Source organism: Nostoc sp., from assembly GCF_036917415.1.
Taxonomy (GTDB): domain Bacteria; phylum Cyanobacteriota; class Cyanobacteriia; order Cyanobacteriales; family Nostocaceae; genus Nostoc.
Genome location: NZ_JBALDJ010000124.1, coordinates 17,936 through 30,440 on the forward strand (window position 1 = coordinate 17,936; position 12,505 = coordinate 30,440).

14 protein-coding genes are annotated in these 12,505 nt (G+C 42.1%); 4 read left to right on the forward strand and 10 right to left on the reverse strand.

The annotated features are described in order from the left end of the window. Positions 1-205 precede the first annotated feature (205 nt). The 5 genes from V7K41_RS30425 to V7K41_RS30445 form a co-directional block, all read right to left on the reverse strand. Positions 206-922 carry a molybdopterin-dependent oxidoreductase gene (locus V7K41_RS30425; protein WP_334854235.1) on the reverse strand — a complete coding sequence of 239 codons (717 nt, stop codon included), beginning with the start codon at positions 920-922 and terminating at the stop codon, positions 206-208. Between the two features lie 7 nt (positions 923-929). Beyond that, positions 930-1,526 (reverse strand): cytochrome b/b6 domain-containing protein, encoded by a 597-nt coding sequence (locus tag V7K41_RS30430; protein ID WP_334854236.1) that lies wholly within the window; start codon positions 1,524-1,526, stop codon positions 930-932. A gap of 131 nt (positions 1,527-1,657) precedes the next feature. Further along, a complete protein-coding gene (locus V7K41_RS30435; RefSeq protein ID WP_334854237.1) occupies positions 1,658-2,377 on the reverse strand; it encodes a cytochrome c biogenesis CcdA family protein in 720 nt (239 codons plus the stop codon). Between the two features lie 8 nt (positions 2,378-2,385). Then, positions 2,386-2,994 (reverse strand): thioredoxin family protein, encoded by a 609-nt coding sequence (locus tag V7K41_RS30440; RefSeq protein ID WP_334854238.1) that lies wholly within the window; start codon positions 2,992-2,994, stop codon positions 2,386-2,388. Positions 2,995-3,112: 118 nt separating this feature from the next. Then, positions 3,113-3,454 carry a hypothetical protein gene (locus tag V7K41_RS30445; RefSeq protein ID WP_334854239.1) on the reverse strand — a complete coding sequence of 114 codons (342 nt, stop codon included), beginning with the start codon at positions 3,452-3,454 and terminating at the stop codon, positions 3,113-3,115. A 750-nt stretch (positions 3,455-4,204) separates the two neighbouring features. On the opposite strand from V7K41_RS30445, the gene V7K41_RS30450 reads away from it, so the two are divergent. Then, positions 4,205-5,197 (forward strand): NAD-dependent epimerase/dehydratase family protein, encoded by a 993-nt coding sequence (locus V7K41_RS30450; RefSeq protein WP_334854240.1) that lies wholly within the window; start codon positions 4,205-4,207, stop codon positions 5,195-5,197. A gap of 106 nt (positions 5,198-5,303) precedes the next feature. Here the strand turns inward: V7K41_RS30450 and rpmA are convergent, their stop codons facing one another. Then, positions 5,304-5,600, reverse strand: coding sequence for a 50S ribosomal protein L27 (gene rpmA / locus V7K41_RS30455; RefSeq protein ID WP_334854241.1), 297 nt, complete (start codon positions 5,598-5,600; stop codon positions 5,304-5,306). 29 nt (positions 5,601-5,629) lie between these two features. Further along, the gene (gene rplU / locus V7K41_RS30460; protein WP_334854242.1) at positions 5,630-6,037 is read right to left on the reverse strand and encodes a 50S ribosomal protein L21; all 408 of its coding nucleotides are present in this window, start codon (positions 6,035-6,037) and stop codon (positions 5,630-5,632) included. Between the two features lie 581 nt (positions 6,038-6,618). Here rplU and V7K41_RS30465 point away from each other — a divergent pair. Both V7K41_RS30465 and V7K41_RS30470 read left to right on the forward strand, forming a co-directional pair. Beyond that, positions 6,619-6,852 carry a Nif11-like leader peptide family natural product precursor gene (locus V7K41_RS30465; RefSeq protein WP_334854243.1) on the forward strand — a complete coding sequence of 78 codons (234 nt, stop codon included), beginning with the start codon at positions 6,619-6,621 and terminating at the stop codon, positions 6,850-6,852. 236 nt (positions 6,853-7,088) lie between these two features. After that, a complete protein-coding gene (locus V7K41_RS30470; RefSeq protein ID WP_334854244.1) occupies positions 7,089-8,183 on the forward strand; it encodes a nucleotidyltransferase domain-containing protein in 1,095 nt (364 codons plus the stop codon). Positions 8,184-8,362: 179 nt separating this feature from the next. Here V7K41_RS30470 and V7K41_RS30475 read toward each other — a convergent pair whose 3' ends face one another. Next, entirely contained in the window at positions 8,363-8,662 is a 300-nt protein-coding gene (locus V7K41_RS30475; RefSeq protein WP_104906223.1) for a hypothetical protein, read from the reverse strand. Positions 8,663-8,845: 183 nt separating this feature from the next. After that, positions 8,846-9,970: a magnesium chelatase ATPase subunit I gene (gene bchI, locus V7K41_RS30480; protein ID WP_334854245.1), complete on the reverse strand. Its 1,125-nt coding sequence runs from the start codon at positions 9,968-9,970 to the stop codon at positions 8,846-8,848. A 445-nt stretch (positions 9,971-10,415) separates the two neighbouring features. On the opposite strand from bchI, the gene V7K41_RS30485 reads away from it, so the two are divergent. Then, positions 10,416-11,612 (forward strand): glycoside hydrolase family 10 protein, encoded by a 1,197-nt coding sequence (locus V7K41_RS30485; RefSeq protein ID WP_442943311.1) that lies wholly within the window; start codon positions 10,416-10,418, stop codon positions 11,610-11,612. Positions 11,613-11,723: 111 nt separating this feature from the next. Here the strand turns inward: V7K41_RS30485 and V7K41_RS30490 are convergent, their stop codons facing one another. Beyond that, positions 11,724-12,407 carry an ATP-dependent Zn protease gene (locus V7K41_RS30490; RefSeq protein ID WP_334854247.1) on the reverse strand — a complete coding sequence of 228 codons (684 nt, stop codon included), beginning with the start codon at positions 12,405-12,407 and terminating at the stop codon, positions 11,724-11,726. Between the last annotated feature and the right edge of the window lie 98 nt (positions 12,408-12,505).

The following is a 12,505-nucleotide window of genomic DNA, read 5'->3' on the forward strand; positions in this document are numbered from 1 at the left end:
AAATCGATTCTGGATAAGTTTCAGATATTGGGTGTCTGATGTTTTGTCGCTTACCAAACGATTTTTAACTAATCGCCATAATTCCCCATCCCTCTATAGGGTGGGGATATAAGGAACTTCCAAATAAAAAAACATACTATTGCAGAGACATAAGGTAAAATTTTCTCCCCTGCCTCCCCTGCCTCCCCTGCTCCCCCTGCCTCCCTTATAACCCTGCAAACCACTCATAGCCCTGATCCTCCCAATAGCCTTTAATAGGTAACAAATTACTGACGAAGGTAATTTGAGTCACCCACTTGCTTTGCTTATAGCCCAGTTTAATTGGGGATGCTAGACGCATGGGCGCACCATTATCAGCCGATAAAGGTTGTCCATTCTTTTGATAAGCCATGAGAGTTTGCGGATGCACAGCAGAGGCAATATCCCAGCTTTCATAGTAGCCATCAGCAGATTTGAAGTAGACATAGCGGACGTTTGACTTAGGCTGTACCAGGGCTACTAAATCTCGCAATCGCACACCTCCCCATTGAACGATCGCAGCCCAGCCTTCAACACAGACATGGCGAATTACCATTGAAGTCAAGGGAAGTTTTTGAATATCTGCCATGCTCAATTGCATCGCATTATTGACCTCACCATCAATTATTAAGCGAAACTGTGCTGGATCAATTTGCGGGGTGAAGTCAAAGGTATTAACCAGCAATTTATCTGCTTCTATGGCACTGACAGGAAATTCCGGTATAGGTTTTTGAGTTAGCAGGAGTGCTTCAAGACGTTCATTCAGTGGCTCAGATATTTGCCGCAGATTATCTGAGAACAAATTTGTTCCACAGCCACTAAGAAGAAAGCCTACCCCTGAAAGTCCAGATACTTGCAGTAACCGACGACGGGATAAGGTACGTTTGGGAAGAATCAGACTCATAAAACCTCTACAGAAACATAGATTTCACTAAACGGATGCTTCCTACCTTCAGGGCAAGTAAAGAATGAGCAACTGTAAACAGTATGACAGTGGGAACAGTGATAAAGTGAACAGTGCGTAGAGTTTGCCAACTACCAAACAGCCCGGAAAGCCAATGCAGTTGTGCAGGTTTGTACATCGCCAGACCGCTCAAAATTGCCAGCAGCAGCACTGGAATGATAGCAGTATAAACTAGCCGATGCCATGCGTAGTTTTTGCGCTTTGGGTTCTGGCTGACTTGCAATGCTTTTAAGTCACCCCGATCGGCAAACCGACGTTGCCAACGACGAGTTATAAAGATATAAAGTCCATACCAAAGTAAATTTAGCGAAAACAGCCACATAGCAGCAAAATGCCAGTTTCTGCCACCTCCTAGCCAGCCTCCTAGCAACAGAAAGTCAGGAAAATGCCAACCTTCACGCCCTCCAAATACCGGATTAGCATTATAGATTTGCAGTCCGCTAGCGATCATCAAGATGAGACTGATGATATTAATCCAGTGAAAGGTTTTTGATAGGAAAGTCTGATTTGGTGTTGAGCGGACTTTACGTTTAGATGAGGTCATACCAATTTTGGATTTTGGATTGTTCCCAGTCAGACTTTTGGATTTGAGATTTTTATATTATTCCCAGGTAGACTTTTGGATTGGGTCTTCTAATCCAAAATCTAAAATTGGTAATCTAAAATTAGCACGTCTCACAGAGGTTGAGTGGGAAAGAACGGAGCCAGCCAAAGTTGCACTTGGACATCCCAACCGAGAAGAATTGCAATTGCTGTGGCTACGATCGCCACGCCACCAATCCGTTGCAAAGCTGCACTATGAAAGCGGATATTGAGGATTCTTTGGCTGAGTACTCGCCCACCGTAGGCGATCGCCAACAGAGGCAAACCTGCTCCGATTCCATAAGCAACCAGTAGCCAAAATGCACTTGTGACTTGATGATTAACTGCTGCTAGTACTAAAATTCCTCCCAAAACTGGCCCAGCACAGGGAGTCCACAAAAGCCCCAATTGAGTCCCTAGCCAAAACTCTCCCATGAGTCCGATTTGTGCAGGTTTTTTAGCCCACTTGCCAACTGGAATATAACTAAATATTCGGTAACTCCAGGTGGGGAAAATTGCCAGTAATCCCAAAAATAAAAGCAGTGCGATCGCTCCGTTGCGTAATAAATTAACCAAGCCTGTAAACCAGTCTGCTGTTACACCTAGCAAACTACCTGCTAGTGCAAAACCAGCAATTAATCCTGCTACCAGTGCTACTGGGCCATAAGTATAGGATTGGAGCGTAGACGCAGAGTGGTTTGTCGTCAGCGATCGCCCCAATAGCACAGGCAAAATCGGTAAAACACAGGGTGAAAGTACATTCAAAACTCCTCCCAATAAAGCCAGACTGATTGATAAAGTAGAAGTCGTCATCAATCCTTCTACCCCAATAGCTGACGAATAGTTTGCTCTATTTTTTCGTATGCCCCTTCACCAATATGGTCATATTGCAACAAACCCTGACGGTCAGCTAAAAACAGATGAGGCCAATACTGATTTTCGTAAGCGTTCCAAGTTTTATATTCGTTATCAACTGGAACCGGATAAGTAATCTGGTGTTGTCGTAGCGCTTTTTTTATGTTGTTCGGATCTCGCTCAAAGGCAAACTCTGGTGTGTGAATGCCAATCACCTTCAGTCCCTGCGACTTATACTGCCGATGCCATCTTGTGATGTAGGGCAGTGTACGCTGGCAGTTAATACAAGCAAAAGTCCAAAACTGTATTAGAACAACACTACCTTTTAGGTCAGCTATTGACAAAGGTGTAGAATTAAGCCACTGACTTATCCCTTGAAACTCTGGCAAACTCTTGCCTGTGGGAGTTTTTACTGCAATAGCTTCCGAGTTTTGCGTATTATTACTTTTTGCCGGAAAGATAGAAGGGGCATTCACTTTTTTGAAGTTGGAAAATGTTGTGGCTGCACCGATTCCAACAACCCCTAACCCAAGATAAAAAAGTAACTGACGCCGGTGGAGCAGGTTGTGATTCATCAGAATTTCTCCTGTTGATTTCAAAGCACCAAAGTATAGGGATTGGAATTAGGATTTTCTTGGTTTACCAGTCCCTAGTACCCAGTAGAAGAAAAGTGAGATGCAAAGCTAGTTGTGGCTAAGGCTTGGTGGAAGCTGGCGATTGCTTCATTGCATCACCAGCTTTATCTTTGCTCATCGCATCTTTGTTCATTGCACCACCAGCTTTATCTTTACCCATCGCATCTTTGCCCATTGCATTACCAGCTTTGTCTTTGCTCATAGCATCTTTGCCCATTGCATCGCCAGCTTTATCTTTACCCATTGCATCTTTGCCCATTGCATCGCCGGCTTTGTCTTTGCTCATAGCAGGAGAGGCTTCAGGAGCAATTTGATTGTTGCTTGCAGGACTGCTAGAGCAAGCAGTGAGACTGGTAGTTAAAATCAAACCAGCAATTAAAGAAAGTGTTTTCCAGTTCATAGTCTTTTTTCGTCCTTTAGATAGTTTTTTTTGTATTGATTGATCGAAGGAAACTAAGCTACAAGCAGATTCATAAAGGCTATTGGCGTAAAGAAGATGCTTTCTTGTAGAGAACTCCATCAGATTCTTGCTACTGCGTAGCTTGGCGCTGTAGGTATCGCATCTACATTGAAATCAAATAAAACCTTTGATTCTAACACTACTGAATGTTTGAGTTATCCCGAACATCCAAAGTATCTCTGTTAGGACTGAAGCCTATCTGAAACGAAGCCATAATTTTCATAAATTTATCCCTTGAGAAAATTTAGTTAATTCTCAGCATTTTCTCAGGTATTTATGGTAATCAAAGCCACGGACTAAGTTAAGTATTCTCTTAGCTAAACCTCATTAATGCTGCAAGTTAAATGTTTGACTAATTCAACGATTAAAGCAAAGGTAAAACTTGATATTTCGCATTTATCTGCCTTGCGATCGTGAACCTAAAGATTGTAAGTTAGTTACATACATAAGTAGGTAAGCGTAAATAATTATCGTTAGGATAAGGCAGGGAGCAGGGGGAAAAATGGTTTTAGCCTTATTTACTTTTCTTCACACAGTTCGGTTTTATTCTGCCCACTTACATAAAAATTCCCACATATTTTTTATATTAGTATTATTTTTTACTTTATTAATGTGGGCTACGGCTATTGAATTTGTCTTAAGCGCTATTTTAAAAATATAAAAAAGCTTGATTAGCTACAACTTTCAAAGATGTCAAACAACAAAGAATTTTCATCCGAAAAAAGCTCTTCCGTTAAAAATGTCTTGATTATAGGTGCAACTGGCTATATTGGCGGAGCGCTGTGCCGTAAGTTTTCTCAGACACAAGATTTTGCCGTATTGGCACTTGTGCGTTCGAGTAGTGATATTGAGGGTATAAAGCCTTTTTGCAAGGAAATAATCCGCTCTCAAGAGGTAGAAATTTCCAGTAATGATGTTGCACAAGCAATTCGCAATCATGATATTACAACGGTAATTAATGTAGCGTGGCACATGCCTCCAGAATCAACCAAAGAAGCTCAATTTGCCAAAGACCGTATAGCATTAGAAGCCGCTTTACATGGTGCTAAGGCAGTTTCACCAGATATTCATGTAATTACAACCAGTGGGAATTTCTCTTTGATTACCGCCAATGGAGGACGAATAACAGAAATACCTCCGCCAAAAGGTTATACACGACCCGAATATTTAGTATGTTTTGACTTACTATCGGGTGTGAATGTGTTGAAAGATGGGCTAGTAGAAGAATATATCAGCAATGGAGGTAACGCCTCGATTGTCTATCCTTCATCAGTGTATGGTTCAGCACCAACTCGTGGTAGTTTCTGGGATTTTGCAATTCAGCAGTTCATTACAGGGAAACCACACCAAGGCTATCAGCCATTTCCATCAGATTTTATGACAGCGTGGATTCATGTTGAAGATTTAGCAGACTGCTACATTGCCTTAGCGCGATTTGGCTCCAAAGGAGGACATTACCTTGCTGCGCCTGAAAATTTTAGTATTAGCCAGGTGTCAAAAATGTTTGCCCAGGCTGCTCAGGTAGAATTTCTGGCGCCAGTCTTTGAAAACAAAGACAAAGTTATATTTGATGATTCTCATACTAGAGAAGTACTTCAACTTCAATGGAAGTATAAAATCGCTGATGAGATGAAAGGTTGGGTAGAGAGAATAAAAGAGTTAGGAACTTATTTTTTAGAGTAAATAAGGGTTAAAAATTAAGTAACTGCTGTGAATATTTGTGCAAATCTGATTATCACATCAGCGCTAACTAGCAATTAGGGTGGGCACTGTTACCCACCCTCACACTCTAACTTGCTACTGCCTCAGCAGGAGCTGCCTCAGCAGGGGCTACGGGTGAATAAACACTAACTTTTTTACGAGTTTTGCCCTTTCTCTCAAACGTTACAACACCGTCGATTAAGGCAAACAAAGTGTCATCGCTACCAATACCGACATTGTTACCAGGGTGGAATTTAGTACCACGCTGACGCACGAGAATGTTTCCTGCACGTACAACTTGACCGCCATAACGCTTGACACCCAGACGTTGGGCATTAGAATCACGACCGTTACGCGTACTACCTGTTCCTTTCTTATGAGCCATGATTTCCTCTTGTGTATCTACTTCTTTTATTATTCAGCAGCGGTTTCAACTTCTTCGGCAGCAGTGTCATTTACAACGGGGGTTTCCTTCTCCGCTTCTCCTTGGGCAGCAAACACTGCACCGTTAAGAGTGATGGAGTCAATCATAAGTCTGGTAATTTCCTGACGATGCCCCCGCTTTTTGCGGGTTTTCTTTTTCGGCTTCATTTTGTATACCAGAACTTTACGACCTCTGTAATGTCGCATTACAGTCCCTTCTACAGTCGCACCTGTTACTAATGGCTGTCCAATAGTGACTTCGCCTTCGTTCTGCACGAGTAATACGGAATCTATCGTAACTTTTTCATCGGGTTCGATCGCAAGCAGTTCAATGTCGTAAAACCGCCCTGGCTCTACTCGTATTTGTTTGCCGCCAGTTTCAATAATCGCGTAGGTCATGAAATTGTCCTTGAGGTTGCCGTACAGGTAGCTGGTTTTTATCTCCTGTAGAGATGCTTTTGCCAGCCTTTGTAATATGTCTACCTGATCCGAGCAGGAATTAGACAGACAATCTAACATACTATTTTATTAACAGGCGTCAAGTCAAGCTAGAACAGGATTTTCGGGTTTGGCATTGCTGTCTGGCCAGCCTGAAAATGAAAAATCAGCTAATTATTCTGTGCGATCGCTCATTTTCCAAGAGTGGGGAGGAATTAGCCAACTGTCGTCATGAGTATAGGCGTAGCCCGTCGTAGACATCGCCCACTCGCACGAATGTAAATTGTATTTACAAGAAGTCAGAACAAATACTTTTTAGATAAAAATTGCTACTATCTTAGGGCTGAATCTACCAAAAATTAACATTAGTTAGTATTAGCTGAAAAGTTATATTTTTTTATCAAAATCAACACATTCTTCTTCTTTGTTTTAATATCAAATATAAGGTGTCTCATCTAGAAATTATTTACAAAAGTTAGTGAATCCTCAAAAGTTAAACTATCACGTTCAAACCTGATATTTCAAACAGGAGATTGATTGTCATGACACAGCAAAATGCTGCCCGACTTTTTCAAGCGGTAAAACAAGATCAAGCGTTACAGCAAAGACTCAAAGCAACAGCCGATCCAGAAGCCTTCATCAAAATTGCTCAAGAGCGTGGCTATGATTTCAACGCCCAAGAACTGGACAGTGAAATCAGCAAATTATCTGAGGAAGATTTAGCCGCCATTGTCAATCCAGGATGGGGGAATAGACGCCACATTTATCCGAGATAATTCCTGTTTATAGGAAATCGAAAGTATCGAAACAACTGAATTGACAAGTTTTGCTCCTCAAGGGGATATCGTTGTATCATCTCCTTTAAGGACATTCCTGTTAGACCAAGGCTCAGATCCCTGATTTCTTAGAGAAGTCGGGGATTTTATTGTTCGCAAATGATTCCTTTCTCTAGTTTCCGTCTCGCCACCTGCTTAACTGATGAGTTAGGATGACTATATTTTAATCAGGTGATATGAAAAGAATAGAAGTTGAGCAAAGAACTATTTTAATTGGTTTGGCTGGTAGCCACGGCTATGGTTTAAATCGTCCTGATTCCGACTTTGATTATCGGGGAGTATTTATTGCACCCAAAAGGTACTATTTGGGATTCGATCGGATAGAACAAAAAGATAGTGGTTGGGATGAACCAGGAATATTTCCATTCGTTGATGGTAACAAAGACACAGTTATATATGAATTAAGAAAAATCCTCCAGTTATTAGCTGGCGCAAATCCCAATGTTTTAGAATTGCTTTGGTTAAATAACTATCCTTTTTTAAGCGCAGTCGGACAGCATTTAATCGATCGTAAACAGTTATTTTTGAGCAAGAAGGTAAAACATACTTACACTGGTTATGCCTTTGCCCAAATCAAAAAGATGGAAACTCATCGGAAGTGGTTGTTAAAGCCACCGCAAAAAAAACCAATACCATCTGACTTCGCTATAGAAGACGAAACACCTCTGAGCAAAGATGAGTTAAATGCTTTTCTGGAGTATCTTTATAACTTAATTAGAGGAAGAATTGAGTTTTTGGAAGAAGCAGAACAATTATATCAGTTGCTGACAGCAGATATTGATTTTAAAGGAGTTTTAAAACAATATACTTTACCTGATGAAACTTTGGAATATACCCAAAAGTTAACCAATAGCCGTAAAGATTTTATTCGTCTGCTTCAGAAAAGCCAAAGCTATCAAATAGCTTTAAGAGAATGGAAGGCTTACTTATCTTGGCAGGAAAATAGAAATCCGGCTAGAGCAGAAATGGAAAGAAAGTCGGGTTTTGACCTCAAACATGGAATGCACTGCGTTAGATTGTTACGCAGTGGAGTAGAAATATTGCGGCGAGGTGAAGTGATTGTAGATAGGAGAATAGCTGGTGATGTTGAGGATTTAAAAGCTATTTTAAAAGGTGAGTATTCTTATGAACAGGTGATGAGAATGGCAGAAGATTTGGTCGCCGAAATGGAAATTGTTTGCGAACAATCTGCCCTACCTCATAAACCTGATTTGGAGCAAATTAATGAGTTGTGTATGGAATTGGTGGAAATGCAAAAATGGAATCATTAGTCATTGGTCATTGGTCATTGGTCATTGGTCATTAGTCATTGGTCATTGGTCATTGGTCATTGGTCATTGGTCATTGGTCATTAGTCATTAGTCATTGGTCATTGGTCATTAGTCATTAGTCATTGGTCATTGGTCATTGGCTGTGAACAAAGGACAAAAGATATATAACAAATTACTAATTAGAGAGTGTACATTAAATCAGCAAAGCCATAGAGGCTGATGATGAGTAATAGGGATGCTGTTAGTTGGGTAATTCGTCTCTGGGGTGAGGGGGCGATCGCTTCCCGCACTAAGATAGAAATAGATGCCCCAACTACTAAGCTCAAGCCTAAGATTAAATAGGGTCTGTCGTCGGGTAAAATACTGGCTATTGCCAACATCGCGATCGCTAATAAGAGCATCAATAATTCTACAAACCTGGGCGGGTTGTATTGGCTAGATAGAACAAAGCTGTTGAACCAAAAAGACCAAATTCTCATATTTTAGTGCTGAGTGCTGAGTGCTGAGTGCTGAGTGCTGAGTCAAGAGTTAGGAGTTATATATAGTCAGTGCTGAGTGAGGAATTAAACAAAATTGTGAGATATGAAGCAGCTTTTCATTCAAAACTCTTAACTCTTAACTCTTCACCAAAAGCGGAGCGTTTCCGGCTCCGCTCTTAACTTTTAACCCCTAGCCCCTAACTTTTGACCTGTGCCGTTTTTTTGTGCAGTATCACTTTCTGGTAGTTCGACGCCAAAGACACGGCTAAAAACTTTGGCGACTTTGTAGCCAGAATCAATCGATTCTAAAGGGTCTTTCCGCAGTCTGTGACGCAAGCATAACGTAATTACGCGATGGATATCATCAACTGTAACTTCAGTGCGTCCTTCATAAGCTGTTAAGGCTTTGGCGGCGCGGTTACTAACAATGTCACCCCGCAAACCATCCACATCCAATTCTGAACAGACTTCAGAAATTTTCACCCGCAGATCGTAGTCAATTTTCACTTCTGGCAAAAGCTGTTGAGCATTGACAATTTGCTGTTGTAATGCTTCTTGCTGGGGTTTGTAGTTTTCAAGAAATACTGGCGGATTTTGGTCAAAATCCGCTCGTTGTTCCACAATTTGCACCCGCAAAGCTGGTTCTTTGACTGTGTGAATTTCTGCGTGCATCCCAAAGCGATCGAGTAATTGGGGGCGGAGTTCGCCTTCTTCGGGGTTTCCAGAACCGACAAGCACAAAACGTGCAGGGTGACGGATAGAAATACCTTCTCGTTCTACAGTGTTCCATCCACTGGCAGCAGAGTCGAGTAACACGTCTACAAGGTGGTCGTCTAGTAAGTTGACTTCATCCACATAGAGAATGCCACGATTAGCCTTTGCTAGCAGTCCCGGTTCAAAAGCTTTGACACCTTCAGATAAAGCTTTCTCGATGTCGATTGTGCCACAAACTCGGTCTTCTGTAGCTCCTAGCGGCAGGTCTACCATTTGGACTTTTTTGTGAGTTATGGGAATATCCGCCCCTTGTTCTAAAAGTTGGCGGACTTCATCGCTCATCAAATCGGGGTCGCTAGGATCGCTACTGAAGGGGTCATTAGCAACCACAGAAATTTCTGGTAGCAGATCCGCCAGCGCCCGGATAGTTGTGGATTTCCCGGTGCCGCGATCGCCCATAATCATTACACCCCCAATTTTGGGGTCAATCACGTTCAATAGCAGCGCCAGTTTCATTTCTTCCTGGCCCACAATTGCCGTAAAAGGAAATACTACGCGACGCGCACTTGCCGTGGATTGAGCAGTTGGACTCACTAAATTACCTTAACAATATTTTTCTTATTACAGTTCTTTATTGTGACACAGGTGGGGTGTGGGGGAATGTGAAGATCGGGGGCAGGGGGCAGGGGGCAGGGGAGGCAGGGGAGGCAGGGGAGGCAGGGGGCAGGGGAGGTAGGGGAGGCAGGGGAGGCAGGGGAGTTAAAGAAGAAAATTTTACCTTGTTCCCCTTGTCTCTTCCCAATGCCCCATGCCCCATACAAAATATCTATTGGGCACAAATGCTTACTAGCTGCGTCAACTATTTTAATTTGTCTGCTTTAGTTTTTTTTGGTGCAAAAGTTCCATAAGCAGGGAACGAACAACTACTAACTCATCAATACTGTACTAAGCATAAATACTTGTAAACTATATGGTTAGTAGATTCAATCGTAAAAGCGAGCAATGGCGTGTGTGGGTAGTTAATGCATCATTCAAATCTATGAAATCATCATTTATTGTTCAAAGTTGGCGGCGACTACTCAAATCTCTTTTTCCGATTCTTATTTTAATATCGTTTGTTACTGTATTGCTGGTGGACAGTTTCACCCCTGCGAGCGCACAGATACCCCGTCAGGAAATTCGCGGGGTTTGGATGACCACTAATGATTTTGACACCCTCAAGAGTCGAGACAAAGTACAGGATGCAGTGAGTCAACTGCGGCGGATGAATTTCAATACAATCTATCCTGTGGTGTGGAATTCTGGCTATGTGATGTATCCCAGTGCCCTAGCACAACGTGCAGGTATTCAACCTTTTGTCTACAAAGGTTCAGATGGACATGATATTCTTGCAGACCTCATTACCCAAGCCCATCGCCAAGGATTACTGGTGATTCCCTGGTTTGAGTTTGGTTTCATGGCTCCCCCAACGTCAGAACTAGCAATGAATTACCCGGATTGGTTTACACAAAAGCGGGATGGTAGCCAAACTTCAAACAGTGCGGCTGGTGAGGTGATGTGGCTCAATCCGTTCCTTCCACAAGTGCAACAGTTTATCACCAATCTAGTACTGGAAACTGTTACTCAATATGATGCCGATGGTATTCAGTTTGACGATCACATGAGTTTGCCCGACGAGTTTGGCTATGACCAATATACAGTTGCTTTGTACACCAAAGAAACGAATAATCCTCCCCCAAAAAATCCCCAAGATGCGGCATGGGTAAAGTGGCGGGCAGATAAAATTACGGCGTTCATGGTAAAACTTAATCAAGCTGTGAAACAGAGAAAACCCCAGGCGATTTTCTCTGTTTCTCCTAATTACTATGATTTTGCTTACAAGTTTCACTTGCAAGATTGGCTAGGTTGGATGCGACAAAATATTGTGGACGAGTTAATTGTGCAAATTTATCGTCCCGATCTAAAAAGTTTTGTGGCAAATATTTCCCGCGCAGAAATTCAAGAAGCACAACAAAAAATTCCAACTGGAGTTGGCATTATGACAGGGTTACGAAATAACCCAGTTCCTATGCAGCAAATCAAGTCTCAGGTGCGGGCCGCCCAAGAACGAGGTCTAGGCGTAACCTTCTTTTATTATGAAAGTCTTTGGAACGATGGTGTAGAATCTTTAAACGAGCGACAAGCTGGATTTGAAAATCTTTTTCCATCTCCTGCACTCCGCGCCAGAGTTGAATAACTTTTCTGTTTAAGATGATGTTAATGAGTTCTTAGTAAAGACTTTAGTCCTTATTTTCTAAGTACTAAAATGCTTATTACAAACTCTTCATTACTAGCTTGATATAATTTCCTATTTCCCACTCTCTACTTTTAACTCAGCATGGCAATCTTCTACCGAAGTGCGTTGTCGCATGGCATTAACTAAAGCCTCGTAGCTAGACCAATTTTCTTCTAGTAGAGTTTTTGCCTGGAGGATATGAAAACGCAGTTTTTGCTGATAAACTGATTCAGAAAAGCCTAAAATTGTCAAGACTCCTATCAGCTTGCTTTTATCATCAGTTCCACCCTCAGCATTATTAAAAACCAGGGTTTCAGCAGCAATACCCGCCATCCAAACAGTGCAGTAGCGGTCTAGCATTTGGGCGCTGATTTTACCTAGTTCTAGTTGAGATGCTAATTTGCCATCATCAAAGCTAACGCCGCCTTGCCCAGATTGCCCCTGTTTCCAGGCTTCCCAAGCGCTGAGTGTGTAGCCGGTAACGGGAATACCCAACAGGTAAGCAACCAAGAAATGCCCTGCTTCGTGGTGGACGATGCGATCGCGGTGTTCTTTTGAAAAACCAGCAATCCAATCTAAAAAGATAGTACCACCCTTGCCTTGCAGGCTGAAGCTATCTAATGTCGCTATGCCTAAGATGGTGAAGGTAGCAAGTGCTGGGACTGCCGGTGATAAGTTTAAGAATGGCCCCACCAGTACCGATAGGGTCATGAGAAAGATAGATATTGCAACTAAATTGAGACTAGTTTGGCTCATTGAGAGTTTTCTGAGTATCTGCTTAATCTTTATTTATTATGAGGCAATGTCTACGAGGGGCGTAGATGCAGCACAGCTTTAGCATCAAGCTAGTTGTA